25 protein-coding genes and 1 other annotated feature (1 of these 26 running past the window's edge) are annotated in these 25,520 nt (G+C 39.1%); of the genes, 17 read left to right on the forward strand and 8 right to left on the reverse strand.

Annotation, left to right across the window (positions count from 1 at the left end; all coding sequences use genetic code 11):
- Positions 1–35, forward strand: a binding site (T-box leader); it begins 179 nt to the left of the window's first position.
- Positions 36–73: 38 nt separating this feature from the next.
- On the forward strand, positions 74–2,800 hold the full coding sequence (gene ileS, locus G413_RS0100455; RefSeq protein WP_022788988.1) for an isoleucine--tRNA ligase: 2,727 nt from the start codon (positions 74–76) through the stop codon (positions 2,798–2,800).
- 1,037 nt (positions 2,801–3,837) lie between these two features.
- On the opposite strand, the gene G413_RS0100465 is transcribed toward ileS, so the two are convergent.
- Positions 3,838–4,950 (reverse strand): FAD:protein FMN transferase, encoded by a 1,113-nt coding sequence (locus G413_RS0100465; protein ID WP_022788990.1) that lies wholly within the window; start codon positions 4,948–4,950, stop codon positions 3,838–3,840.
- 438 nt (positions 4,951–5,388) lie between these two features.
- Between G413_RS0100465 and G413_RS0100470 the strand changes: the two genes are divergently transcribed.
- The 7 genes from G413_RS0100470 to G413_RS0100500 are packed head-to-tail and all read left to right on the forward strand — an operon-like array spanning position 5,389 to position 10,110.
- On the forward strand, positions 5,389–6,684 hold the full coding sequence (locus G413_RS0100470) for an RnfABCDGE type electron transport complex subunit C (RefSeq protein WP_022788991.1): 1,296 nt from the start codon (positions 5,389–5,391) through the stop codon (positions 6,682–6,684).
- A 13-nt stretch (positions 6,685–6,697) separates the two neighbouring features.
- Positions 6,698–7,852 (forward strand): RnfABCDGE type electron transport complex subunit D, encoded by a 1,155-nt coding sequence (locus G413_RS0100475; RefSeq protein ID WP_022788992.1) that lies wholly within the window; start codon positions 6,698–6,700, stop codon positions 7,850–7,852.
- Positions 7,849–8,361 (forward strand): RnfABCDGE type electron transport complex subunit G, encoded by a 513-nt coding sequence (locus tag G413_RS0100480; protein ID WP_022788993.1) that lies wholly within the window; start codon positions 7,849–7,851, stop codon positions 8,359–8,361. The genes G413_RS0100475 and G413_RS0100480 overlap by 4 nt, the downstream gene beginning before the upstream one ends.
- 10 nt (positions 8,362–8,371) lie before the next feature.
- Positions 8,372–9,022: an electron transport complex subunit RsxE gene (gene rsxE, locus G413_RS0100485; protein WP_022788994.1), complete on the forward strand. Its 651-nt coding sequence runs from the start codon at positions 8,372–8,374 to the stop codon at positions 9,020–9,022.
- 3 nt (positions 9,023–9,025) lie between these two features.
- Positions 9,026–9,601: an electron transport complex protein RnfA gene (locus G413_RS0100490; protein WP_022788995.1), complete on the forward strand. Its 576-nt coding sequence runs from the start codon at positions 9,026–9,028 to the stop codon at positions 9,599–9,601.
- Positions 9,601–9,789, forward strand: a complete 189-nt coding sequence (locus tag G413_RS0100495; protein ID WP_022788996.1) for a hypothetical protein — start codon at positions 9,601–9,603, stop codon at positions 9,787–9,789. The genes G413_RS0100490 and G413_RS0100495 overlap by 1 nt, the downstream gene beginning before the upstream one ends.
- A 3-nt stretch (positions 9,790–9,792) precedes the next feature.
- Complete coding sequence (locus G413_RS0100500) at positions 9,793–10,110, forward strand: (Fe-S)-binding protein (RefSeq protein WP_022788997.1); 318 nt, start codon at positions 9,793–9,795, stop codon at positions 10,108–10,110.
- 20 nt (positions 10,111–10,130) lie between these two features.
- On the opposite strand, the gene G413_RS0100505 is transcribed toward G413_RS0100500, so the two are convergent.
- Positions 10,131–11,765, reverse strand: coding sequence for an Rqc2 family fibronectin-binding protein (locus G413_RS0100505; protein ID WP_022788998.1), 1,635 nt, complete (start codon positions 11,763–11,765; stop codon positions 10,131–10,133).
- Between the two features lie 104 nt (positions 11,766–11,869).
- On the opposite strand from G413_RS0100505, the gene gmk reads away from it, so the two are divergent.
- The 7 genes from gmk to rbfA all read left to right on the forward strand — a co-directional run bounded on the left by gmk (position 11,870) and on the right by rbfA (position 17,385).
- Complete coding sequence (gene gmk / locus G413_RS0100510) at positions 11,870–12,448, forward strand: guanylate kinase (RefSeq protein WP_022788999.1); 579 nt, start codon at positions 11,870–11,872, stop codon at positions 12,446–12,448.
- A 93-nt stretch (positions 12,449–12,541) separates the two neighbouring features.
- Positions 12,542–13,000: a ribosome maturation factor RimP gene (locus G413_RS0100515; protein WP_022789000.1), complete on the forward strand. Its 459-nt coding sequence runs from the start codon at positions 12,542–12,544 to the stop codon at positions 12,998–13,000.
- Positions 13,001–13,011: 11 nt separating this feature from the next.
- A complete protein-coding gene (gene nusA, locus G413_RS0100520; protein WP_022789001.1) occupies positions 13,012–14,637 on the forward strand; it encodes a transcription termination factor NusA in 1,626 nt (541 codons plus the stop codon).
- An 8-nt stretch (positions 14,638–14,645) separates the two neighbouring features.
- Positions 14,646–14,906, forward strand: coding sequence for an RNase P modulator RnpM (rnpM, locus tag G413_RS0100525; protein ID WP_022789002.1), 261 nt, complete (start codon positions 14,646–14,648; stop codon positions 14,904–14,906).
- On the forward strand, positions 14,893–15,285 hold the full coding sequence (locus G413_RS11630; RefSeq protein WP_022789003.1) for a ribosomal L7Ae/L30e/S12e/Gadd45 family protein: 393 nt from the start codon (positions 14,893–14,895) through the stop codon (positions 15,283–15,285). Before rnpM ends, G413_RS11630 begins: the two co-directional genes overlap by 14 nt.
- Entirely contained in the window at positions 15,200–17,044 is a 1,845-nt protein-coding gene (infB, locus tag G413_RS0100535) for a translation initiation factor IF-2 (RefSeq protein ID WP_022789004.1), read from the forward strand. Before G413_RS11630 ends, infB begins: the two co-directional genes overlap by 86 nt.
- The gene (gene rbfA / locus G413_RS0100540) at positions 17,044–17,385 is read left to right on the forward strand and encodes a 30S ribosome-binding factor RbfA (protein ID WP_022789005.1); all 342 of its coding nucleotides are present in this window, start codon (positions 17,044–17,046) and stop codon (positions 17,383–17,385) included. The genes infB and rbfA overlap by 1 nt, the downstream gene beginning before the upstream one ends.
- Before the next feature lie 20 nt (positions 17,386–17,405).
- Here rbfA and G413_RS0100545 read toward each other — a convergent pair whose 3' ends face one another.
- The 4 genes from G413_RS0100545 to G413_RS0100565 all read right to left on the reverse strand — a co-directional run bounded on the left by G413_RS0100545 (position 17,406) and on the right by G413_RS0100565 (position 20,746).
- Entirely contained in the window at positions 17,406–18,245 is an 840-nt protein-coding gene (locus G413_RS0100545; protein WP_022789006.1) for an AraC family transcriptional regulator, read from the reverse strand.
- Positions 18,246–18,337: 92 nt separating this feature from the next.
- Complete coding sequence (locus G413_RS11635; RefSeq protein WP_051130135.1) at positions 18,338–19,285, reverse strand: helix-turn-helix domain-containing protein; 948 nt, start codon at positions 19,283–19,285, stop codon at positions 18,338–18,340.
- Between the two features lie 119 nt (positions 19,286–19,404).
- Positions 19,405–19,743: a hypothetical protein gene (locus G413_RS0100560; RefSeq protein WP_022789007.1), complete on the reverse strand. Its 339-nt coding sequence runs from the start codon at positions 19,741–19,743 to the stop codon at positions 19,405–19,407.
- Positions 19,744–19,846: 103 nt separating this feature from the next.
- Entirely contained in the window at positions 19,847–20,746 is a 900-nt protein-coding gene (locus G413_RS0100565) for an ROK family protein (RefSeq protein WP_022789008.1), read from the reverse strand.
- A 181-nt stretch (positions 20,747–20,927) separates the two neighbouring features.
- Here G413_RS0100565 and G413_RS0100570 point away from each other — a divergent pair, with 181 nt between their 5' ends.
- Complete coding sequence (locus tag G413_RS0100570; protein ID WP_022789009.1) at positions 20,928–21,713, forward strand: sulfite exporter TauE/SafE family protein; 786 nt, start codon at positions 20,928–20,930, stop codon at positions 21,711–21,713.
- A gap of 45 nt (positions 21,714–21,758) precedes the next feature.
- The gene (locus G413_RS0100575; protein WP_022789010.1) at positions 21,759–22,412 is read left to right on the forward strand and encodes a DNA alkylation repair protein; all 654 of its coding nucleotides are present in this window, start codon (positions 21,759–21,761) and stop codon (positions 22,410–22,412) included.
- Positions 22,413–22,447: 35 nt separating this feature from the next.
- Here G413_RS0100575 and G413_RS0100580 read toward each other — a convergent pair whose 3' ends face one another.
- On the reverse strand, positions 22,448–23,632 hold the full coding sequence (locus G413_RS0100580) for an acetyl-CoA C-acetyltransferase (protein ID WP_022789011.1): 1,185 nt from the start codon (positions 23,630–23,632) through the stop codon (positions 22,448–22,450).
- A gap of 301 nt (positions 23,633–23,933) precedes the next feature.
- Positions 23,934–25,385 (reverse strand): arylsulfatase, encoded by a 1,452-nt coding sequence (locus G413_RS0100585; RefSeq protein ID WP_022789012.1) that lies wholly within the window; start codon positions 25,383–25,385, stop codon positions 23,934–23,936.
- Between the last annotated feature and the right edge of the window lie 135 nt (positions 25,386–25,520).

Here is a 25,520-nt window from a genome sequence, read left to right on the forward strand (position 1 = left end):
AACTAAGGTGGTACCGCGTTAATTACGTCCTTGGAAAAGGGCGTTTTTTTTATGAAAAGCAGGAGGAAGAAAGATGGATTATAAAGAAACGCTGCATATGCCTAAAACTGCTTTTGAGATGCGAGGCAAGCTTCCGACAAAGGAGCCTGGCTTTCAAAAGCGATGGCAAGATCAAAAATTGTATGAAAAAATGTTGGAACGAAGAAAGGATGCCAAATCATTTGTGTTGCACGATGGCCCTCCTTATGCCAATGGAGATATTCATTTAGGACATGCTTTAAATAAAATTTTAAAAGATGTCATTAATAAATCGCATTTCATGCTGGGAGAAAAAGTACCTTACATTCCGGGATGGGATACACATGGTTTACCAATCGAGACCGCTGTCACAAAACTTGGCTATGATCGTAAGAAGATCGGTATTGCCGAATTTAGAAAGATTTGTTATGACTTTGCGATGAAACAGGTGGAAAATCAGAAAAAAGGATTCTTATCCTTAGGTTCCATCGGTGATTATGATCATCCGTATATTACGCTGCAGAAGGAATTCGAGAAACACCAGATCGAAATCTTTGCGGATATGGCTTTAAAGGGCTTGATCTATAAGGGGTTAAAACCGGTTTACTGGTCACCAAGCAGTGAATCCGCTCTTGCCGAAGCGGAAGTGGAATATAAAGATATCAAGTCACCAACGATTTATGTGAAATTCCAGGTCAAAGATGGAAAAGGTCTTTTGGATACGGATACTTATTTTGTAATTTGGACCACAACACCATGGACCATCCCGGGAAATCTGGGAATCTGTGTACACCCAGACATGATTTATGCACTGGTGGAAACCGATAAGGGAAAATTGATCATGTTGGAAGAATTGGTGGAACAGTTATGTCCAAAATTTGAATGTAAGTCGTTCAAGATCGTACAAACCTTTAAGGGAAGTGAATTTGAATATATTACCTGCACTCATCCTTTGTATCCGGAACGTGAGAGCTTATTGATGCTTGCCGATTATGTAACAGCTGATGCCGGTACGGGTTGTGTTCATACAGCGCCGGCCTTTGGAGAAGATGACTTTAATACAGGTATGCGTTATAAGCTGCCGGTTTATTGTAACGTAGATGAACAAGGACGCATGATGGAGTCCTGTGGTGAATGGCTTGCCGGACAATATGTAGAAGATGCCAATAAGACAGTTACCATGAAATTGGATGAATTAGGCGACTTATTAAATCTGACCTTTATCACGCACTCGTATCCGCATGACTGGCGCACTAAAAAACCAATCATCTTCCGTGCTACGACACAATGGTTTGCCTCTATCGATAAAATTCGTGATGAGCTGTTGGAACAGATTCATTCCATCAGTTGGGTACCTGCCTGGGGTGAAGGCAGAATGCATAATATGATTGCCGATCGTGGGGATTGGTGTATTTCACGTCAACGTGCCTGGGGTGTGCCGATTCCAATTCTTTACGGAGAAGACGGAACACCTTTAATGGACCCGGTTATCTTTGAACACGTAGCTAAACTTGTCGGTGAATATGGATCGAATGTATGGTTCGAACGAGAAGCAAAAGACTTGCTGCCGGAAGGCTATAAAAACGAACATTCCCCTAATGGTATCTTTAAAAAAGAAACCGATACCATGGATGTTTGGTTTGACTCCGGCTCTAGTCATACCGGCTGTATGGTGGAACGCGGCTATGATTATCCGGTTGATTTATATTTTGAAGGATCAGACCAGTATCGTGGCTGGTTTAACTCTTCATTGATCATTGGAACCGCTGTGTATGGCAAAGCACCGTATCGTCAAGTATTATCTCATGGTTTTGTCATGGATGAAAAAGGTGTGAAGATGTCTAAATCGCAATGGAATGCAGTTGCGCCAAGTGAAATCACAAAGAAATACGGTGCGGATATCCTGCGCTTATGGGCTTGCAGCGTAGATTACCAGGCGGATTGTTCTATGGGCCAAAATATCTTAAAACAGATCAGTGAAAACTATCGTAAGGTTCGTAATACATTCCGATTCCTGATGGCTAACTTAGACGATCAAATGTTTACCAAAGAGAATTGTCTGCCTTTTGATGAATTGGATGCCTTAAATCAGTACATTTTAGTTCGTTTAAATGATGTTGTTCAGTCTTGTGAAAAGGCGTATGTAGAATATCGTTTTGCGGATATTGTACAGACGTTAAGCAATCTGATGACAAATGAATTGAGTGCCTATTATCTGGATTACACAAAGGATATTTTATACATCGAAAATATTGAGGATAACCAAAGACGTCAGGTACAGACGGTACTTTATATAGCCGTTGAAGTCTTGACAAAACTTTGGGCACCGATCTTGTGTCATACTTGTGAAGAAATCAATGATTTTATGCACTTTGATGAAGAATCGATTCACTTAACATCATTTCAATCGCTGGAATTAAACTTTGATACCGAAGCACTGCGTGAAAAGATGGATACTTTGTTCAAGGTTCGTAAAGATGTATTAAAGGCTATGGAGGAATCTCGTGCACAAGGTGTGATTGGTAAATCTTTAGAGGCCAAAGTCTGTGTACATGTCGATGATCAAACGAAAGCTATCATGGAAGAAATCGTGAAAAAGCCACAACAATGGCTGATTGTTTCCCAGTTTGCCTTTACTGCGGACCAACTTCCAATGTATGAGTTCTGTGGCGTAAAAGTTGAACATGCCGATGGTCATGCCTGTCCTCGTTGTTGGAATTATACGACCAGCGAAAACGAAGACGGCCTTTGTGATCGCTGTGCGCATATCTTACATAAGTAACAACAAAAAAGAAGTTGTCTTGGAAAAGATATTATTTCCAAACAGCTTCTTTTTTTACTCTTATACTTTTATTACTTTTATAAAGTGTGTTTTCCATAAACTTTTTTATGATAGGATCTGAATCCACAATTAGTATGGATTAACCAATTTAAAGAAGTTTTCAAAAGGATTTTCTTCTTTCAATCGTATTCAGAGTGAAAAGGTGGGGATCAAAATGAATTTTTGATCATTGTCAAAGCCATGAACATTTGAAAAACAAGTCTTGTACACACAAACATACAGAGCATAGAGCACATTCAAATTATCGATAAGAAACGATAAAATGCGTAGCGAGCGAGAAGTGAACCAGTTCATTGATAAATATGCGAATCTGATCACATGAATTTGTTTTTATATTTGAAAAATGAGGCGGACACACAAAATGTCTTTCAGAGTGTCTTTTTGAAGTGTTTAAAATACAATAAGTCATTTGAACGCGAAGAACATGAAAAAAAGACTGGTTCATTCGTATCGGCATCAATATCGCTTTTATGACAGAACCTTTGTCATATCCCGAGATTTTGGAAACTGTTTATCCCTTCCTCGAAACTATCGTACTGTGATTTACTTGTATTATTATCAAGGGTATAGAGAAACAGAAATGGATTTAGTTACTGGTTATATTTCCTACCGGTTGCGGCTATTTCCTTGGAGGGCGACACATCGATCCAATTACAGATTACCTGATTTGATCAAGTGGTTGCTGTGACGACGTATGATGAACAGGGAAAATAATGGTGTGAAGAGTAAAATTCATGGCATCAGTGTTACGAGGATATCTTACAATCTCTGTTGGAAATGGAAGAACGGAGCATGACTGTCGATAGTGAAGATATTGATGTCAAAAAATCTATGAAAATACGAAGGAGTGTACAAGGGAAAACGAACCAATTCAATATCATATGACTCAACATACAAAACAACAAAACGCTCAAAAAAGCGATGAAAGCCAAACACATAGCCATTATAAAAAGGGGCATCACGATTGACCCCTTGTTTTAATTTAAACGGACTTTATCTTTATAATTTGCAGTAATATAAATATCATATTGACTGGTAGAAAGATCTGGTTTGATTGGCGTTGTATTTTTTGAATCAATCCAGACAACGCCCACATCCGGATAGTTTTCTTGAATGAATTGTTGGCCATCCTCTAAGGACATACAAAATAGGGCTGTACTTAAGGCATCGGCTAATGTTGAATCCTTACAAAGAATGGTTACACTGCGATGAAATCTAGGTGGATAGCCAGTCTTTGGATCAATGATATGTGCATATTGTACACCATCCACTTCGTAATTTCTTTGGTAGTCGCCACTTGTCACAATCGCTAAAGGGTCAGTGGTTTTTAATTGAAGCAAAGAGGATTGTTTATTTGGATCTTGAATGCCGATATTCCATGTTCCATTCGATTTATGACCAATTAAAACAACATTTCCTCCGGCATTGATAAAACCGGTATGTAATCCTTTATCCTCTAACTTCTCAGCGGTTTTTTGTGTTGCGTAGCCTTTGGCAATACCGCCTAAATCAATCATAAACTCAGGTTCTGTAAAACGAATCGTATTGTCTTGTATTTGTATTTTATCATTTCCTGAATGAGTTCTTGCTTCTTGAATTTCTTCTTCACTGGGAAGACGTCCGCTTTTCTGCTGTGCATTTTTTTTTAAGCCTTCTTCTCGGTATGTGTGCCAAACATCTAATAATTTTCCCTGTGTTATATCGAAGGCCGTATCTTTTTCATTGAATGCTAAAGAGTACGAAATCAGATCAACCAATTCCGGATCGACTTCTATCGGATTTTCATAAGCTTCATGATTTAAGGCATAGACATTGTTGATCCCCTCATAGGCGTTATATTGATCAAAAAGCTGATTGTAATGTATAAAACTTTCTTTTACGATCGCCACATAAGAATCAAAATCTTCTTTTGTACAGTTGGCTTCAAAAGTGATCGAGGTATCAAAGCCGACATCGGTCAATACAATGGAATGTGTATCTGGACGATTGCCAGTTTTATGTTGAATAAAGTAAACGATGCTGCAAATTAAAATAAAAAAACAGCACGAAATAAGGATCCAGGTTTTCAATGTATTGCTCTTTTTATTCATAATCTGTATTATAGTCAATCTCTAAATAAAAGTCTAATACGAAGGAAAAGAACACTTCCAGGATCTGCTTTATCTGTGTACGCAAGAAACTATATATGTAAGACCGATCGAATGATTCTTATATTTGTATAATAAAGTTGAAAATAAGGATATGTAGAATAAAAGCGATCATCATGGAAACATACAGTACAATTCATATTTTTTCAAAACTTTGTGTTTCTACCTTTGGTGATTGGATATATTTGCTTTGTATTATACGATGCATTTAAAAACTCTTTTACATCTTACGTGAAATGAATACAATGAGGAAATGGGGTGTCACTGTATTTTTAATTCTTTAGTTACATTAAGATGACATAAGCATTTGGGAAAGACCTTGAAGTTACTTAATAAAAAGAATATGATAAGAAAGAATGAATAATTAGGAGGGATTTTTATATGTCACTGTTTCTGGGAGAAATGCATCATCATATTCCTGGACGTAAAGGTTTGACAGAGAAAAAAGACATCATTTCTTTGATGCCTGAAAAAGAAGTCTATATCCCTTTGGCCGCTGGTGCCAATACAGACTTTGAAATCTTTGTCAGTGGAGGCGACAAGGTACAGATTGGTACAAAACTGGCGCAAACAAAGTCTGGTTTTTTTGTGCCTTTGTATTCCAGTGTATCTGGAACTTATATGGGAATTAAAAAGCGTATGAGTGCTATGTTGAAGCCAATGGATCATATGGTTATCGCATTGGATGAAGCGCAAACAAAGACACAGGCACTTATGCCTTTGGATTATCATACGGCAACACGAGAAGAATGCGTTGAGCAAATCAAACAGGCCGGAATTGTCGGCTTGGGTGGAGCCGGTTTTCCTACCTATGTGAAGTATCAAAAACCGGATGGAATTGATTGTATTATTATCAATGCGGTGGAATGTGAGCCTTATATTACTGCCGATTATAAGATCATCATGAAAGATGTTTCTCATTTTTTGATGGGTTGTGAAATCTTTAAGAAGATGGCAGATGTATCGAAAGTATACATTGCGATCAAGAAAACACACCCCGATTTGATACAGGTCGTACAGGATGCGTTGCATGATAAACAGGGAATGGAAGTCTATCCGGTGCCGGATGTGTATCCTATGGGATGGGAACGTGTTTTAGTACGTGAGATCCTGCATACAGAATATGATCGTCTTCCTTCCGAAGCTCATACGATCATCAGTAATGCGACAACTGCCATTGCGGCAGCCTATGCGTTTGAAAAAGGGGAGCCGATTACTAAAAAGATCGTAACAGTTTCCGGTGAAGGAGTTAAAAATCCTACTAACGTGGAATGTCCGGTTGGTACACCGGTGCAGGAAGTGATCAAAGCCTGTGGTGGTTATACGACAGACAGCGTTCGTTTGATTGCCGGTGGTCCCATGATGGGAAGAACAATCGTCAACGATCAGTTTGTCATTGATCGTGCAACCAATGCGATTACGGTTTTACCAAATGTAGCGGATGATGCGATTGCCTGCTTACGCTGTGGTCGATGCAGCGATCATTGTCCGGCCGGCTTACAACCGGTACGTATTGCCATGGCCGTGAATGCCGGTGATGCCAAAGAAATGGAAAAAAGAGGGGCTTTACAATGTATTGAGTGCGGACTTTGCACCTATGTTTGCCCGAGTCATATCGATGTAACAGAAAATGTTCGTAAGGCAAAACGAACCGTTATGTTGAAAAAGAAGAAGTAAGAGGGGTCAAGCTATGAAATTTAATTTTCACGTATCACCAAGTTTAAAAGGAAGCCTGACCACACAAAAGATCATGTTGGAGCTGACAGTGGGTTTGATGATTCTTTTCCTTTTATCTTGTTTCTATAATGGTACAACGTATGGCGCAAGCTATGTATTACATGAAGTTTTGTTGTTGGTAAGCTCTTTAGTCACAATGTTTATTTGTGAATCGATCTTTGCCAAGATTTATAAAGAGAATCCGATCGCTTATATGAAAAAGTCATTTGGTTGGGTGACAAGTATCATCCTGACATTGATGGTGCCGATTACCATGACCGTTTATGCTTTGATCATTGCCACAATTTTTGCGATCGTATTTGGCAAATTATTGTTTGGCGGATTTGGGCAAAATATCTTTAATCCCGCTGGTGTGGGAAGAGCCGTAATTTTTGCCGCTTTTACAAGTGCGGCAGCTACAGGAATTACCACAGGAGCTACGCCAACAGCGTATTTAGCTAATACGTTTAACTGGTTGCCGGCTTCGGCGGAAGCGTTGGATTCCTTTTTATCACAATATGGCGGCTTCGCCAATTTAGCACTCGGTTTTTACGATGGCGCACTGGGAGAAACATTTACACTTGCGATTGTATTGATAGGCATCTGGTTTTGTGTGCGTAAGATCATCGATTGGCGTGTTCCGGTTGTCTATTTAGGAACAATCTTTATTTTAACGGCAGTTGTTGCCCTGTTAAGCGGCATTGATTCCTATCATGGCATCCCAGCTTTTATCTGGTATCCATTTTTACATATGGTAACAGGTGGTATTGTCTTTGGTGCTGTTTTCATGTTGACGGATCCGGTCACAAGTCCAACCAGCGCCCAGGGACGTGTGATCTTTGCCCTGGGAGCAGCAGTAATCACAGTTTTGTTGCGATTAAAGGCCAATCTTCCGGAAGGTTGTTTATATTCGATTCTTTTGATGAATATGTTTACGCCAATGATTGAAAGCAGCTTAGATGGTGTTCAGTTAGTTGTTAAGAAAAAAGCTTATATCATGGCAGGCTGTCTAGCCATCTTAGGACTTGCCGTATCTTTCTATGCGGCTACTTCGGTAGAACCGGTCACAACAGCTGCCACGGAAAAAACAGCAATGATGGAAACGGTTAGAATGGAGGAAACGTTATGAAAAAGATTCTTCATTTAACTTTGTTTTTAGCCATCGTGTCTGTCATTGCCGGTGGTGCCTTAGCTTATTTTAATGAGCTGACAGAACCTGTTATTGCCGAAAATGAGGCAAAACAGGAAAGAGAAACCTTATTGGAAATGTATCCGGATGCCAATGTTGAAGATTTTAAAGATGTCGATCTTTCGTCCATTGAATCAAAAACGATCAATAAGATTTATTCTTATCAAGATTTCTACATCTTCAATATGAGCGTTTCCGGGTATAGTCAGGGAACAACATTCTTAGTTTCTATCGATAAAAATAATTTAAACATCGATAAATTTATCGCCATTTCCAATGGGGATACCAGTGGCTTGGGAACACAGGTTCTGGATGAACCATTTAGAAAATCATTAGAAGGAAATCCAGCCGATGGACAACTGGATACGATTTCCGGTGCTACCGTAAGTTCCGGTCCGGTCGTAGAAGGAATCCATGAGGCTGCCAGTGTAGTAGAAAGCTTAGAATAGGAGGAAGAATATGGATCAGTTAAAGAATTTCAAAAATGGTTTGATCAAAGACAATCCGGTTTTCTCTTTATTTCTGGGTATCTGTTCAACACTGGCCATTACGACCAGCATCAACAATGCGATCGGTATGGGGGTTTCAGTTATCATCGTATTAACAATGTCGAATGTGATCATTTCCATGATTCGAAAGATCACACCGGATGAGATTCGTATTCCGGTTTACATCGTGATCATTGCGACGTTAGTAACGATCATACAAATGTTGATTCAGGCATTTGCACCGGCTTTAAATGAAAGCTTGGGCGTATTTATTCCTTTGATCGTTGTCAACTGTATCATCTTAGGTCGTGCGGAAAGCTTTGCCAGCAAGAATGGCATTGTGGCCAGTGCAATCGATGGAATTGGTATGGGATTAGGATATACATTAGCTGTACTTTCTATGTCCCTTATTCGTGAGGTGCTCTCTACTGGTGGAATTTTGATTACCAATCCGTTTAATACGGCGCAGGTGTTATTGAATGTCACGCTGTTTCCGGAAGATTTTACCATTTCATTATTTGGTTCTCCGGTAGGTGCCTTTATTACATTTGCTTGTCTGGCTTCAGCTTTAGGTGCTTATAAAATGCATTTGGAAGCCAAAGAAAAGGCAAAGGAGAAATAGAATATGAGTGAATTAGTAACTTTATTGGTAACCAGTGTATTGATCAATAACGTCATTTTAAACCAGTTCTTAGGTATGTGTCCTTTTATGGGCGTATCGAAGAAAAAGTCCAGTGCACTAGGAATGGGTGTTGCCGTTGTCTTTGTTATTGTGGTAGCGGCTCTGGTTACTTACGCTTTATATTATTTGGTTTTGGTTCCGATCGGTTTGGAATTTATGGAACTGATTACCTTTATCCTGGTCATCGCATCGTTGGTACAGTTAACGGAGATGTTCATCAAAAAGTACAGTCCCAGCTTATATAAGTCGTTAGGTGTCTATCTGCCATTGATTACGACCAACTGTGTTGTATTAAACGTATGTTTAGTCAATATTACCAATGCTTATGATTTTTCACATATGCTGGTATATTCTGTTGGTACGCCGCTTGGTTTTGCGCTTGTGTTGTATATCTTTTCAACCATTCGTGAACGCTTGGAACTGAGCAATGTACCGGCTGCCTTTAAAGGAAATGGAATTGCCCTGATTTGTGCAGCCATCATGTCTATGGCATTTTCCGGACTTGCAGGTATCGTATAATGAAATACCTTTTAGCAGCATTGTTTTTTGGAGCGCTGGTACTGGTGTATATCGTTTTGTATCTATTAAACAAAAAAACACCGTTACCGGAAGGATGTGAAGATCTGAAAGCCGATTGTGAAGGCTGTCATGATTTTTCCTGCTCACACAATCCTGCTCATCATATAAAGAAAGCAGAAGGAGAATAGGATATGTTGGATACGATTTTGATTGCGGTGGTCATGATGCTTGTGCTGGGAGCTCTTTTGGGCCTTGGTTTAGGCTTTGCCGATCGGTTTCTAAAAGTGGAAGCGGATGAACGAGTAGAAAAAGTGACAAGCATGCTTCCTGGTTATAACTGTGGGGGATGTGGTTATCCGGGTTGTTCCGGTATGGCTGAAGCCATGGTCACAAAAGAGGTGAATACATTCTTGTGTAAGCCTTGTAAACCGGATAAAAAACAGGAAATCATCGATTACTTAAAAAATACACCGGGTCCGGATGGATCAACGGTGGAAATCAAAGGATAAAAAAAATCTGGTCAAATTGATCAGATTTTTTTGTATTCCTGTATCCATTGTTCCACCGGTGCCTCCTGGGGATCAATATAGATGGTTTTATAGGTTTTCATGGTCACAAAACCGGTTTTGGCTCCGGGAACTTTTTTTAAATTCGAAATTGTGGTGTAATTGACCGGCACACTGCTGGAATCTTTACTTTTGGAATAATAGGCGGCCAGATTGGCACACATACGGATTTGTTCTTCATCCACATGTTCGCTTTTCAATAAAACATGAGATCCGTGATAATCTTTAACATGAAACCACAAGTCATTTTTACGTGCAATTTGATGTGTAATGTAATGGTTCTGCAGATTATTTTTACCGACAAAGATCGTAAAATCATCTTTTTGAAGACATAGTAAATTCGGCTTGTTTTTGTGTTTGGTATTCTTCTGATTCTTTTTTACAAACAAGATGCGATTTTTGACTAGTTCCTCGCGAATCTCTAAAGCATCAGGGATAGAACAATGAGCCAGCTGTTCTTCTAACTGCGTAAAATAAGCAATATCTTCCTTACATGCTTCGATCTGTTCTTTTAATATGGTCAGTGATCGTTTTAATTTGTGATATTTCTGATAATACTTATTGGCGTTTTGTTTGAGATCATAGCGCATATCAATGGGAATCTGTACCCATTCATCTCGTTCGAAGGAAGGAACTTCAATGACTGGCTCTTTTGGTACTTCATCCATATAGGCAAATAAAAGATCACCGTATTCCTGATATTTTTGATAGTCCTGTGAAAGTGCTAACGTGCTTTGCAGCTTGGGAAGCTTTTTGATGGCTTTATTCTTTTCTTTTTCCACACATCGAAAGACATCTCCACATTGTTCCTTGATACGAGCTTTTTGTTCTTCTTCCTGGTACAGATGATGAAAGCCTTCCATAAACGAAAAAATCTTTGGTTTTTGATCAATGTGTAGCATCGGTAAGGCATGAAAGTCTTTTTCATAAACATAGAGTGATGTGGACTGTAATAACTCTTGCAGGATGTCTTCATAAGCTTGTCCACTGTTTAAACGATAGAGAAATTCTCTTGACAATAAGGGAGAAAAGCCATAGATCTGTTTGACTAAACTGGTATCCTTATCAATGTGTGTTACATGGAGCGGATCTTGTTTATGACCAGGATCCGGTAACGTATATTTAGCCCCCGGATGAATCAGTCGTTTAGAATTTTCGTAAACGGGTATGCGTTTTAAAGCATCGATGATGAACCCTTGTTGATCAACAAAAACAAGATTGGAGTATTTTCCCATCAATTCTACATAGAGTTTATATTTTTTTATATCTCCCAGTTCATCGCGCGCTACAATCGACATCTCTAAAATCCGGTCAAATCCAATTTGTTTTATATCTTCAAGGATAGCCTGATTACACTTTTTGCGTAAGACCATCACAAAGTTGCTGGGAGTCATCTGCGAAGGATAGGAATAATCATTTAAGTAAATACGATTGGTATTGGAATGTACATTGATGACAAGCTTTTCGGTCTTGGTATGTGTACGAAGAACAAATAAAAGCTCTTCATCGCTTATATTTTGGATTTTATTTAACTTACAAGGGCAAAGTGCCTGTAAGTGTTTGTTGATTACATGCAACAATAAACCATCTAATGCCATAGTTGCCTCCTTTTAGCTGTACCATTATAACATATTCTTAAGTTTCTTTTGACACTGTGTGCATTCGGTGTAAAATGTTAGTAATAAAAAAAGGAGAAAAGGGAATGAAACGTGGGCTATTGATTATATTAAGTGGGCCTAGCGGTGTTGGAAAAGGAACGATACGAAAGATCTTTTCGGAAGATGAACGATTGAATCTGGCGTATTCTACTTCTATGACGACAAGAAAGCCGCGAGAAGGTGAACAAGATGGTGTGGATTACTTTTTTACTACAAGGGAAGAGTTTGAAAAGGCCATTGAGAATGGTGAACTGTTGGAATATGCCGAATTTGTTGGTAATTATTATGGAACGCCATTAAAGGAAGTCAACCGCTTGCGCGATGAAGGGAAGAATGTTCTTCTGGAAATTGAAGTACAGGGCGCTACACAGGTACAGCAAAAATGTCCAGATGCGATCAGTATCTTTATTGTACCACCTTCTATGGAGGAATTGGAAAGACGGATACGGGGACGCAGAACGGAACCGGAAGAAATCGTGCAACAAAGACTTGCCAAAGCCAGCAATGAAATGAAGATGGTATATCAGTATAAATACATCGTTTGTAATGATGATCCACAATTGGCAGCAGAATTGATCGAAACGATCATTTTACGCCATATTGAGCTGGAAGAAAACAAATAATCGCTTGCGTTTAAGCATATTTTGTGCTATGTTATGCATGTATTGAAACAAGGAGTGGGGAAACCCACTCCTTCATTTTGAAAAGGAGAAAGTATGGACAAACTCAAAGAGTGGATCGAACCCGTTCTGTCAAAGCTTGGCTGCAGGTTGTATGACATTGAATGGATACCGAGTCAAGATCCGCCATTATTACGCTTTAGTGTAGAAAAAGAAAAGGGAGGCATGGATCTGGATACTTGTGCTTTGTGCAGTGATGCCATTGGGGAAGTATTAGATCAAAAAGACTGGTTTGCTTCCGAGTATATGTTGGAAGTATGTTCTCCGGGAGCGGAAAGGGAACTAAAAAACGAAGAGCAGCTGCAGCGAGCCTTGGGAGAATATGTGCACTGTAAGCTGAAAGATCCTAAACAGGGATTGGATGCTGTGACAGGAGACTTAAAAGAAATCAATGAACATTCCATTGTGATTCAGTATAAAGATAAGACACGAAATAAAACGATGGAAATTGAAAGAGAAAATATTGCGCTGATTCGAACAGCTGTTAAGGTATAAAGGAGACGGACATGAAACAAAAAGTGGATACGATTGCTTCTGCGTTATTGGGAATTGAAAGTGATCGTCAGTTGACACCGGAAATTGTAGAAGAAGCTTTAAAGGAAGCTTTGACTAAAGCGTATCGTAAGCATATTGAAATTCCGGACGCTTATGTAAAAACTGAAATTAAAGACGGAATCATTCATATTTATCATCAAAGAGTCGTTGTGGACGAAGTTGAAGACGATGAGTTGGAAATTTCCTTGAAAGAAGCGAAGAAACTGAATAAGGATGCCAAGCTGGGCGATATGATCGATGAAGAAGTGGATTATACACAATTTGATCGTGCTGCCGTTGTTTTGGCTAAAAACGTCATCAAACAAAAGATTCGTGAAGCCGAAAAACAAATCGTTTACGAAGAATATTGCGACAAAGTCGATGAGATGGTCATGGGAACGGTGGAAACTGTAGAACCTAAATTTGTGATCGTTAATATCGGTAAGACACTGGCCATGATGAAAAAGAGCCAGCAGATTCCAGGGGAAACTTATTATGAAGGACAAAATCTTTTGGTTGTGATCACTGAAGTCAATAAAGAAACCAAAGGAGCACAAGTCCTGGTATCACGAGCTACACCGGTATTCGTGCGGCGTTTGTTTGAGCGTGAAGTACCGGAAATCTATCAGGGTATCATTGAAATCAAAGCGATTGCCAGAGAACCGGGAGAACGTTGTAAAATCGCCGTTTATACACATAATGAAAACATTGATCCAATCGGTGCCTGCATTGGTCCTCGTGGCTCTCGTGTACAGATGATCATCAACGAACTTCATGGAGAAAAAATTGATATCTTTGAATGGTCCGATAACATTGCGGATTTGATCAAGAATGCCTTGAGTCCAAGTGAAGCTATTGCAGTCATTCCAAATGAAAATGTAAAGGATGGCTTGATCGTTGTCGTTCCGGAAAGTCAGTTGTCGCTTGCCATCGGTAAACGTGGTAAAAATGCCCGATTAGCTGTAAAACTGACAAATCGCAAAATTGATATTAAATCGGATGCGGAAATGGAAGAAGCAGGTATTGACTACATGGCTATATCCAAAGCTATGCAGGAAGAATACGAAGCTAAGAAAGCAAAAGAGCGTGCTTATAAACAACAGCAGCGTATTGAAGAATTGAACCAGACACCAACGGAAATCGAAAATGTGGATGTAGCTGACTTTACATACGATGATGATGTTTTACTGGATACAGAAGAAGATATGCCACTTCAGAATACAACGACCTTGTTTGAAAAAGAACAAGAGAAAAAAGAGTTGGATGAAATGGAAGAAGCAGCTCGTATCGCCAAGGCAAAACGTAAAGAAAAAGCAAGTATTGCACCGAGCACGGAATATACTTCTAAATTTGAAAACTTTGCGGATGCTTCGAGTAAACAGGAAACAGCTCCGGTCAAATCGAAGAAAAAACAGGAAGAAGTCAAAGAAACAACGGATAAGCATGATCTAAGTGAGGTAAAACAGCAGTTTGAGCAGATGAAACCGATCTATTCAGAGGAAGAGCTTGCCGAGATCGAGGCCCAGCAGATGGAAGAAGAGAATGTCTGGGATGAAGATGTCGATTATGAAGAATTCGACGAATACTATGACGACTAGGAGTTTGTATGCGTAAGATACCGATGCGAAAATGTGTAGTGACACAGGAACGGTTTCCTAAAAAAGAACTGATTCGTGTGGTACGTACACCGGAAAAAGCAATTGAGGTCGATCTGACAGGGAAAAAGAACGGACATGGAGCTTACGTTTCTTTAAATAAGAAAACGATTGCTCTGGCTCGTAAGAACAAAGCATTAGATCGAGCTTTGGAAATGGAAATTCCAACAGCAATCTATGATCAGTTGGAAGAACTCTGTGAAGACGAGTAAATGGGTCTCGTATTGTCAGATTGCTTTTAGAGCCGGAAAAGTCGTTTATGGAAGCAAGCTGCTTCTAAGCATTCAAAAGAAACAGGCTTGTCTTGTTGTATATTCCAATTTGATTGGAAACAACTCCAAAAAAAAGATACAGGACAAATGTCATACGTATCAAATACCTTATTTTGGTGTGGATCCTGATGAATTTGATCAGATCACGAAACGATCTTTTGTAGCATTTTCCATATTGGATGCTTCTTTAGCCAAACAAATATGGAATGATAGAAAGGGAATGGTGATGTCAAATGGCTTACAACAAACAGAAGAAAAAACCGAATCGAAACCGAAATCAGAGAAACAACAATCGCCAGCAGCCGGTAAAGAAAGTTGAATACCCTAAAGAGATTACATATCAGGAACCATTGACAGTTGGTGGTTTAGCCACACTGTTGAAACGAAACAGTTCGGATATTATAAAATTTCTCTTTATGATGGGAAATATGTCTACGATCAATACGGTATTAAGCGATGAAGATATTGAACTGATCTGTATGGAGTTCAACTGCGAGGCGCATAAAGAAGTGGTGATCGATGAAGATGATATTGAAGAACAAATCGATAACATTGAAGAAGATGAATCAAAATTACAGCCTAGACCACCAGTGATCACGATCATGGGACATGTCGATCATGGAAAGACAACATTGTTGGATACGATTCGTAAAACCCATGTTACCGGCGAAGAATTTGGTGGTATCACACAGCATATTGGTGCTTACCAGGTTAAAGTGAAAGGAAAAAAGGTAACTTTCTTAGATACGCCGGGACATGAAGCATTTACGTCTATGCGTGCCAGAGGGGCACAGGTTACGGATATCGTAATTATTGTCGTTGCGGCAGACGATGGTGTCATGCCACAGACAAAGGAAGCGGTAGATCATGCCAAAGCCGCCGGTGTTCCAATCGTTGTAGCAGTGAATAAAATGGATAAACCGGGCGCCAATCCAGATCGTATCATGTCGGAAATGTCTGATTTAGGTATCATGCCGGAAGAATGGGGTGGCGATACGATCTTTGCCAAAATATCTGCCAAGACCGGCGAAGGAGTTTCCGATTTATTGGAAACGATGTTACTGGTTGCCGAAATGCAGGAATTAAAAGCAAATCCGGATGCTCTTGCCAGTGGTACGGTTATCGAAGCCAAGTTGGATAAAGGACGTGGACCGGTTGCGACTTTGTTGGTACAAAGAGGTACCTTGCATACTGGTGACAGCATTGTTGTCGGAAGCTCTTACGGACGTGTTCGTAAGATGACTAATGATCGTGGTATGGAAATCAAGAGTGCCGAACCAAGCTGTCCGGTGGAAATTATTGGACTCAACGATGTACCGCGTGCCGGAGATGTCTTTATGACGTATCCAAACTACAAGAAAGCACAGGAAATCGCATCCCATCGTTTGGAAAAACAAATTGAAAAAGAACGTAATCAGACCAGTGCCATGTCTTTGGAAGATTTAGCTAAAAAGGTCGAAGAAGGCGATATTCAGGAAATCAACGTTCTAATCAAAGCGGATGTACAGGGATCTGCCGAAGCGTTAAAGGCCAGCATGGAAAAGCTGGATGTAGATACGGTTCGTGTCAATGTGATTCGTTCGACAGTAGGAACGATTTCGGAATCCGATATCATGTTAGCAAGTGCATCCAATGCGATAATCTATGGATTTAATATTCGACCAAGTGCTGCCATTCGTAAAAAAGCAGAAGAAGAGGGCGTAGAGATTCGTCTTCATAACATCATTTATAAAGCACTGGAAGAATTAGAAGGTGCCATGAAAGGTCTTCTTGCACCGGTATATGAAGAAGTTATCATCGGTCAGGCTGAAGTTCGTCAAATCTATAAGGTTTCCAAGGTTGGAACGATTGCCGGGTGTATGGTGACGGATGGTTGTGTCAAACGTGACTGCAAGGTTCGTTTAATTCGCGATGGCATCGTGATTTATGAAGGTAAGCTTGGTTCCTTACGTCGTTTTGAAAATGATGTCAAAGAGGTCAATAACGGCTTTGAATGTGGTATGACCATTGAAAACTACAATGATATTAAAGTCGATGATATCATTGAAACGTATGAAGATCAGGAAGTGCAGGAATAATGGCTGGTTTAAAAGCAGATCGTATGGATCATATTCTCATGCGGGAAATCTCAAACATCCTGCAGTTTGAATTAAAGAATCCAAAGCTTGGTTTTGTGACAGTCACCGATGTACAATGTACAAAAGATCTAAGTCTTGCCAAGGTCTATGTATCTTTTTTAGGCAAACAAGATCGCAACGATGCCGGTTTACGTGTCTTAAATCAGAGCAAAGGTTTTATACGTTCAAATCTTGCGAAAAAGATTAAGATTCGTAAAATGCCGGATTTGATCTTTGTACAGGATACAAGTCTGGAACAGGGAAATAAGATTGAAAAGATTTTACACGATATACAAAAGTAAGGCTTTCCATGAGGAAAGCCTTATTCTGTTTCAGATTTACTTTTACGAAACTCTAACGGCGTTTTGCCTAAAGCTCGTTTAAAGCTCTGTGCAAAATATGATTGTGAGGAGAAACCGACGATTCGACCGATTTCATTGACAGAAAGATTGGTGGTCTTCAACAAGTATTTTGCCTCTTCAATTCGTTTCTCTAAAAGATAGTTGATGGGAGAAATCCCTTTTTGTTTCTTAAAGGTATGCGCCAGATAATATTTATTGACATAAGCTAATTCTGCCAATTGATCCAGCGTGATGTTTTCTTTGTAGTGATCATTGATGTAGTTTTCGACAAAGATACACTCTTTATTAACTTTTTGGCTTGGAGAAACCGTTAATTGAATGTTTGATCGGCGAATGATATTGATCATGAGAATTTCCAAAAGATTTTGACAAAGTTCCTTATAGTGTTGATCTTTATTCTTGGCTTCTAAAAGAAGTGTTTTTAGATAAAATAAGATTTCATGTTTATAATCTTGGTAGTTTGCCTGAAAGACCTGGATATGTTGATTGAAATCCGCATTGTAGAATTCCATTCCCTCAAATCCTAATACGATATATTCAAAGATTTCCCCTTTGATTCCAATCTCTGTATGACTGACATTGGGATTGACGATCATCAAATCGTCCTCATGCAGCGTTGTCGTTCCTCCTTCGGTTTGAAACAGACCTGTACCTCTTGTGACATAGAACAATTCGGTACAATGGTGAGTATGCATACTGCTGTGCCAGTCATTTCCATAAACACCTTGGGAGATGTACAATAAATTCATTTTGATCTTATCTAATGTTGTTTCACTGATTTCATATGTTAAATTTGGCATAAATAACCTCAATTTCTTTTCTTTTATTATAAGATATTGTGCAAATACTTTCAATGCGCAATATATCTTAAAAAAGATATCCTTTCGGATATCTAATGAGAAATCAGTTTGACAATTCCTTTACGCATTTGTTGTGCCTGTAGGTGAATTTTTCGATATTCATCTGAATAGGGCTGTACAGCATTTTGCGATACATACGCATATTTTTTGTTTCCATCTTTGAAAGTAAACTGTAATCCAATATGAAGGGAATAAATGCCCGCAAAGCCTTGTGTCATCGGACTGATCAACATTTGTCTGGCAAATGGTTTATTATGTTTGGCATCTCTTGCCTTCTCAAAAACCACGCTGCATTTGACCAGTTCATTCAATGGATAGACACCGCAGTCGCCGGAATGGATCGTAAAGGTATTTTCTTTTTTATTTACCGTGACCGGTCCGGATTCCAACTGATATTTATTGATGATACGATCGATTAAATGTTTGATCTTTTCTGCTTCCTGAAAGGCTTTGATGTGTTGATCGGTTTGTGTTCGTGTCGGATTTTTTGAAATATAGACAACCAGCTGTGTATCATCCTTCATGGTAATTCTAAGCCCTACATAAAAAGGTTGTTCCATAAAATTGGCCGCAATCATCCAATCGACACCGGTAACAACTTGATGTGTAAAAGGGGGTTCTTTTCCACGAAAACGTGCTTTCTCATTCAGAATTTCACATTTTTTAATATTTTTATAGGAATAAGTCCCTTTAGAACCATCAAGTATGATAAATACTTTGTCTTTGGTATCAAAGATGATACTGTCAAATAGAATGCGAGTCGGTTTTTGTTTCAGGGAAAGATCCTTGTGAATCAGATCTTCAAAGGGAACATTGAAAAAGGAAGCATACTTTTCTATCATTTCAAAATTAGGCTGTGATTTTCCATTTTCATGATTGGAAACGGTTTGATGGGTTACAAATAATCGTTTAGCCAATTCTTCTTGAGAAATGTTCATTTTATTTCGCAAGAACTTTAAGTTCGACTGTATATATGTCATGATTGCCACCTCTTTTCTAATTTCATAGTAAAGCAGAGATGGGCTTTTGTCATGCAAAGAATGTTTGCAAAGGCAAATTTTTAATGAAACTTAATGAAAATGTATGGAGAAGGTACTTTTTAGGATTTGTTGCGTATTTTATCCTGTAGAATATGACACAGGTGTAGAATTTGATCATACTCTTTTGTAAAGGGATAGACCAGTTCGTGGGATGGATAAAAAACATATTCTGAATGATCTTTATCAATCAGCTTTAATCCAATTTGCAGCTTAGCAGCTTTGACAGGTAAGTATGATTGCAGTGAAACCATTTTCTTATCTTGGTTTTGATAGATATGGCATATGATCTCTGTATTGATAATCGTATCGAATGAAATACATTTTGATGGTGTTTGAATGTTTCTTTGATCAAAGTCGATCGCATCCATCATAACTTGTAGTGGTTGATTTTTTGACATGATATTCCTTCTTTCTTCAAAAAGTTTATCATTTACATAGCTTATATACAATATAAAAACAGTAGGATATACATGTTTGAAAAAAGCGCTCTTTACGAACGCTTTAGTCTTCCATTTGTGATTTGGCAAGCATTGCCGCACCGACAAGACCACTTTCTTCCATAGTGGCATTGGCCAGTGTTGTTTCACGCATACCTGGGAATAAATACTTGCGCATTCTTTCCTGTACATCTTCCAAAAAATCAGAACCGGATTTCATAACACCACCTTGAATCAGGATACGTTCCGGATCGCATACAAAGCATACATTTGCCAGTAAAATGGCTAAATCTTCTTTGAATCGTTCTACGACAGCTTTGGCATTTTCATCGCTCTTGGCTGCTTCAAAGACTTCTCCGGCATGTGCAAATTCTTTATGGCAGGCTTTATTTGCCTCGCGTACAATGGCCGGACCGGATACCCAGGACTCGGCAGCTCCTGGATTTAATCCATTGATTGGCTCTCTGGAAGGATCGATGATCGCGTTACCGATTTCACCACCGTGTCCATGGAAGCCGGATAAGACTTTTCCATCCAGGATCATGGCTCCGGCAACACCGGTTGAAATGGTTAAATAATATAAATTTTTCTTTCCTTTTCCTTCGCCTAATAAAGCTTCGGCAAGACCGGCCACCTTTACATCATTTGCCATAAAGGTAGGCTTGTTAAAATGATTTCGAATATGATCAGCAATTGGATAGCCAACCAGATCCGGTAAATTATTGGAAATGATGATCTTTCCGTTAACAGTATCGGTTGGACCGGGAATTCCTAATCCGATACCAAGCGCATCTTTGTAGCCGTCCAATGAAGCAATCAAGCTCTCCATTTTTTCCATGATGTGCTCTTTGCCTAACTGGGCTTCTGTCTTATCTTTTTTCACATCTAAGATCTGGCCATCTTCGGATACCAAAGCGGCACGAATATTGGTTCCGCCCAGATCCACCGCAATAAAAGTTTTCATAGGATTTTTACCTCACATTTCTTACTTTCATTATAAAACAAAATCAGTTTTAGAAAATATGGAAGAACAATCCTTCTAAAGAAATTGACAAGATGTTCTAAAATTTTTAAAAGGGAATAGTGTAGAATAATAGAAGATAGAAGATAGAAGATGTCAAAACTCTTAAAAAGGAGAGAGATTCATGTATATATTATTTTTTCTGATTAGTTTTTTTGCCTCGATCATTGGTGCTATATGTGGTATTGGTGGTGGTATTATCATTAAACCGGTCATGGATGCCTTTGGAGTATTGGATGTATCGGTCATCAATTTTCTTTCCGGATGTACCGTTCTTTCGATGACAACCTATTCGGTTTGTAAAAGCTTTGTGGCAAAGGATTCTTCTGTTAATATGAAGACCGGAACACCCTTGGCCATTGGTGCTGCGATTGGAGGATTGATTGGAAAAGAACTCTTTAGTATGGTAGCTTCCTTGTTCGCATCACCCAATACAGCCGGGGCTGTTCAGGCTTTTGTATTGCTTCTGATTACATTAGGCACATTGATCTATACAATTCAAAAAGACAAGATCAAGACGTATAAAGTCACCAATCTTCTGGCATGTATTGGTATTGGTTTATTATTAGGTTGTTTTTCTTCCTTCCTTGGAATAGGTGGAGGACCGATCAATCTGGTTGTTCTATATTTCTTCTTTACGATGAAGACCAAGGAAGCTGCGCAAAATTCGTTATATATTATTTTGTTTTCGCAGGGTGCCAGCTTGATCAGCAATCTGATCAGTGGCGTCGCCTCCATCGATTTGACCTTGCTTGTGGGTATGATTCTCTGTGGTATTTTAGGGGGAATCTTTGGACGAAAGATCAATAAGAAGATTGTGGATTCTACTGTTGATAAACTGTTCATTGGTTTGATGATCGTCATCATCTGCATCAATATCTATAATATCTTTCATTACAGTGTAATGTAGAAAGATTTGGTATGACAACTTATTACACGATACTCAAAAAAACAGATGGAATCTTATGCGGATCCTTTAAAGGCAAAAAAGATGGCTGCTTATATGAAGAATCAGTTTTTGTTTTATGGTATCCCTTCACCAAAACGAAAAGCATTGTATAAAGATTTTTTGAAAGAGGAAAAGACAAAGAAGATAGTAGATTGGGCATTGTTGAATCAGTGCTTTGAAGATGAACACCGAGAATTTCAATATTTTGTCTGTGATTATTTGGTAGCGTTAGCTTTTTATATTCCTTTTGAAGAGCTAGATCGAATCAAAGCTTATATTAAAAAAGGGAACTGGTGGGATACAACAGATGCCTTAGATCAAGTCATTGGAAAAATCGGTCTTAGAGATACAAGAATCAAGCAAGAGATGATTTTATGGTCAAGATCCGATGAACCTTGGATAAAAAGAGCTGCGATCGATCATCAACTGTTATATAAAGAGAAAACCGATACTCAGCTTTTAGAGGCGATTCTTTTAAACTGTTTAGGATCGAATGAATTTTTTATCAATAAAGCGATAGGATGGGCACTGCGACAATATTCCAAAACCAATCCTAGATGGGTAGAATCTTTTATCAAACAACATCATACAGCTTTAAGTTCATTAACCATCAAAGAGGCAAGTAAATATCTGACAAAGAAAAAGACGTGTGAACAATAAATTTCACACGCCATTTTTTTATAGTCCGTTTGAGATTAGTCGCGTTCAACGATTGTGGCACATCCCATACCGCCACCGATACATAATGTCGCAAGACCTTTTTTCGCATTCTGTTTCTGCATTTCGTATAACAGAGTTACTAAGATACGACATCCACTGGCACCTACAGGGTGACCTAATGCGATAGCTCCACCGTTAACGTTAACTTTGCTCATGTCAAAGTTCAGGTCTTTGGCAACGGCTACAGACTGTGCCGCAAAGGCTTCGTTGGCTTCGATCAGATCCATATCATCAACGCTTAATCCGGTACGTTCCATTACTTTCTTTGTAGCAGCCACTGGACCGATACCCATGATCTTTGGATCTACACCGGCTAATGCACCATCTACCCATGTAGCCATTGGGGTAACACCTAATTCTTTTGCCTTTTCTTCGCTCATTACAACGATAGCCGCAGCACCATCATTGATTCCGGAAGCATTTCCGGCTGTTACCAATCCACCGTCTTTTCCTGAGCAGCAACGTAATTTAGCCAAGGTTTCAACAGTAGTACCGGCACGAGGTCCTTCGTCTTTCTTGAATTCTACGATTTCTTTTTTCACTTTTACCGGAACCGGTACGATTTCATCATCAAATTTACCTTCAGCCTGTGCTTTTTCACATTTCTGCTGAGAATTAGCGGCAAATTCATCCAATTCCTCACGAGTTAATCCCCATTGATCACAAATGTTTTCGGCAGTGATCATCATATGATAATGATTAAATGCATCTGTCAAGGCATCGTTTACCATAGTATCAACTAATACACCGTTGTTCATACGATATCCAAAACGTGCTTTATTCAGGGCGAATGGTGCCATGGACATGTTTTCCATTCCACCGGCAACCACGATATCAGCCTGTCCGGCTTTGATCATAGCAGCTGCCTGGTTTACACTGTTCAATCCAGAACCACATACTACGTTTAATGTAACAGCTGGTACTTCAATAGGAAGTCCGGCTTTGATGGATGCCTGACGAGCAACGTTCTGTCCTAAACCAGCCTGGATAACGCATCCCATTAAAACTTCATCCACTTGTTCAGGTTTAACACCAGCACGATTTAAAGCTTCTTTGATAACGATAGCTCCTAAATCAGCAGCAGGTGTATTGCTCAGAGCGCCACCCATTTTACCGATTGCGGTACGACATGCACCGGCTAATACGATTTTCTTTGACATTTTAATTCCTCCATTGTTTCAGATATTTACTATCTTACCAAGGAAACTGTATCACAGCTTTCTTTTAAAATCAATGAACAAATTAATTTTTTCACAAGTTAAAATCCATGCTTTTCTAACAAATATAGAAAGGCTATCCATCTTGAATAAAAAAGATTTTTATATGCGAAGAAAATCGAAAAATCGAATTTATAAGCATAGTTAAATTGGAAGTTCTAAGGTTATAGCCTGTTTATAATTGATCGGTTTCAAAAGGAGGTTTAAAGTCTATAAAAAAAGACAAGCGCGATTGACTTGTCTTCTATTTACGATGAGGAATCATGTTGAGTGGTGTTTTCTTTATGAAAAGCTGTGTTCCATCACTGTAGCCCTCCGGACGATCTTTTAATTCTTTGATCAGATGGTTTCTTAATGTTGTGATGATATCCTTGTAAGCAGGATCATTTATCGCATCGTGTGATTCAAACGGATCGTTTTCTAAATCAAAGAATTGTTCGATACCAGTCTGTGAATACCATATATATTTATACTGTTTAGTGACAATATAATGATTCGATAGATCAGAATGAAAACTATGCTCACCATGAAGATAGTCTCTAGGCGAAGCTTTTGTACCTTCCAATACGGGCTTGAGTGAAATTCCATCTACAGTATCTGGGATCGATAGATGGCATAGATCTAATAAGGTCGGCATGACATCGCGCAGTTCTACGACATCCTTGATTCGTTGTGACTGTATAGAGGCGACATTCTTTCCTACACGCATCAAAAATGGAATATGAACACTGCCCTGGTATGGAAAGACCTTTCGCCATAAACCATGATCAAATAACATTTCACCATGATCACTGACAAAGCATACGATCGTATCTTCTAAGATGCCATCTTCCTGTAAAGCCAATAGGATCCTTCCAATCTGATGATCAACATGGGTGATGGAGCCATAGTAGCCAGCCATCGCATCATGTTGTAGATTAGGATCATCGGTTCCATAGATTGAGTCATATTGAAACTTATGTGTTTTAGTACGTTCTTTGTCATCCCAATCGCCTTGTGCCGGTTTTCTTAGATCTTTATCTTTATACATGTCAAAATAGGACTGTGGTGGATCTAAGGGTTGATGAGGGCGCACAAACGAAGACATCAAAAAGAAAGGCTTGGTTCGATCTCTTGTCTGAATAAAGCGAATACTTTGATCGGCAACCCAGTTTGTCGGATGCAGCCGTTCTTCATAGATCCATGGATGAGTCACCCAGGAATTGCACTCCGGTCCACTGGATGTGACATCGCTGAAGCGATTTGTCTGGTTTTGCAGATCGAAAAGATAATCATCATGAACGCTTTGATGCATCCAGTAGGGTGCTTTATTATCTCTGTAACATGCCAAATAACCATCATGAAGCTTTAAGCTTTGAAAACCACAGGATAGGCGTGGGGGATGAACATGCATCTTTCCAATGCACTGGGTCTGATAATTGGCGTTGGAAAATTCTTCAGCCATATAGTGCGTATAATCCCAATCGACATTATCCTGATAGCCGACACGTCCATGGCCTTCCTGACTTCGTCCGGTTAAAAGAGCTGCACGGGCGGGAATACAACTGGGTGTTGCACTGTATGCATTTTCAAAGACCACACCCTGATGTCCAATAGAATCTAGAAAAGGTGTCTTAACATTGGGGTGATCTTGTATGGAAAGGCAGTCACCGCGAAACTGATCACACATCAATAAGAGTATATTAGGTTGACGCATAAAAAATCTCCTTTTTACTAAAAGAAGTGTAGCACAGAAAGATGTGAAAATTTCGAAATTTTGAGGTGTATTTATCAAAAAGCAATATTTCTAAAATTCAAAACAAGAATCGCATAGAAAAAGCGCTTACATTTT

The organism is Faecalicoccus pleomorphus DSM 20574 (assembly GCF_000420345.1).
Lineage (GTDB): Bacteria > Bacillota_I > Bacilli_A > Erysipelotrichales > Erysipelotrichaceae > Faecalicoccus > Faecalicoccus pleomorphus.

Bases quoted from the DNA above. Each gene is read 5' to 3' on its own strand.
- ileS (WP_022788988.1), top strand. From the start codon at position 74: ATGGATTATAAAGAAACGCTGCATATGCCTAAAACTGCTTTTGAGATG.
- G413_RS0100465 (WP_022788990.1), bottom strand. From the start codon at position 4,950: ATGAATAAAAAGAGCAATACATTGAAAACCTGGATCCTTATTTCGTGC.
- G413_RS0100470 (WP_022788991.1), top strand. From the start codon at position 5,389: ATGTCACTGTTTCTGGGAGAAATGCATCATCATATTCCTGGACGTAAA.
- G413_RS0100475 (WP_022788992.1), top strand. From the start codon at position 6,698: ATGAAATTTAATTTTCACGTATCACCAAGTTTAAAAGGAAGCCTGACC.
- G413_RS0100480 (WP_022788993.1), top strand. From the start codon at position 7,849: ATGAAAAAGATTCTTCATTTAACTTTGTTTTTAGCCATCGTGTCTGTC.
- rsxE (WP_022788994.1), top strand. From the start codon at position 8,372: ATGGATCAGTTAAAGAATTTCAAAAATGGTTTGATCAAAGACAATCCG.
- G413_RS0100490 (WP_022788995.1), top strand. From the start codon at position 9,026: ATGAGTGAATTAGTAACTTTATTGGTAACCAGTGTATTGATCAATAAC.
- G413_RS0100495 (WP_022788996.1), top strand. From the start codon at position 9,601: ATGAAATACCTTTTAGCAGCATTGTTTTTTGGAGCGCTGGTACTGGTG.
- G413_RS0100500 (WP_022788997.1), top strand. From the start codon at position 9,793: ATGTTGGATACGATTTTGATTGCGGTGGTCATGATGCTTGTGCTGGGA.
- G413_RS0100505 (WP_022788998.1), bottom strand. From the start codon at position 11,765: ATGGCATTAGATGGTTTATTGTTGCATGTAATCAACAAACACTTACAG.
- gmk (WP_022788999.1), top strand. From the start codon at position 11,870: ATGAAACGTGGGCTATTGATTATATTAAGTGGGCCTAGCGGTGTTGGA.
- G413_RS0100515 (WP_022789000.1), top strand. From the start codon at position 12,542: ATGGACAAACTCAAAGAGTGGATCGAACCCGTTCTGTCAAAGCTTGGC.
- nusA (WP_022789001.1), top strand. From the start codon at position 13,012: ATGAAACAAAAAGTGGATACGATTGCTTCTGCGTTATTGGGAATTGAA.
- rnpM (WP_022789002.1), top strand. From the start codon at position 14,646: ATGCGTAAGATACCGATGCGAAAATGTGTAGTGACACAGGAACGGTTT.
- infB (WP_022789004.1), top strand. From the start codon at position 15,200: ATGGCTTACAACAAACAGAAGAAAAAACCGAATCGAAACCGAAATCAG.
- rbfA (WP_022789005.1), top strand. From the start codon at position 17,044: ATGGCTGGTTTAAAAGCAGATCGTATGGATCATATTCTCATGCGGGAA.
- G413_RS0100545 (WP_022789006.1), bottom strand. From the start codon at position 18,245: ATGCCAAATTTAACATATGAAATCAGTGAAACAACATTAGATAAGATC.
- G413_RS11635 (WP_051130135.1), bottom strand. From the start codon at position 19,285: ATGACATATATACAGTCGAACTTAAAGTTCTTGCGAAATAAAATGAAC.
- G413_RS0100560 (WP_022789007.1), bottom strand. From the start codon at position 19,743: ATGTCAAAAAATCAACCACTACAAGTTATGATGGATGCGATCGACTTT.
- G413_RS0100565 (WP_022789008.1), bottom strand. From the start codon at position 20,746: ATGAAAACTTTTATTGCGGTGGATCTGGGCGGAACCAATATTCGTGCC.
- G413_RS0100570 (WP_022789009.1), top strand. From the start codon at position 20,928: ATGTATATATTATTTTTTCTGATTAGTTTTTTTGCCTCGATCATTGGT.
- G413_RS0100575 (WP_022789010.1), top strand. From the start codon at position 21,759: ATGGAATCTTATGCGGATCCTTTAAAGGCAAAAAAGATGGCTGCTTAT.
- G413_RS0100580 (WP_022789011.1), bottom strand. From the start codon at position 23,632: ATGTCAAAGAAAATCGTATTAGCCGGTGCATGTCGTACCGCAATCGGT.
- G413_RS0100585 (WP_022789012.1), bottom strand. From the start codon at position 25,385: ATGCGTCAACCTAATATACTCTTATTGATGTGTGATCAGTTTCGCGGT.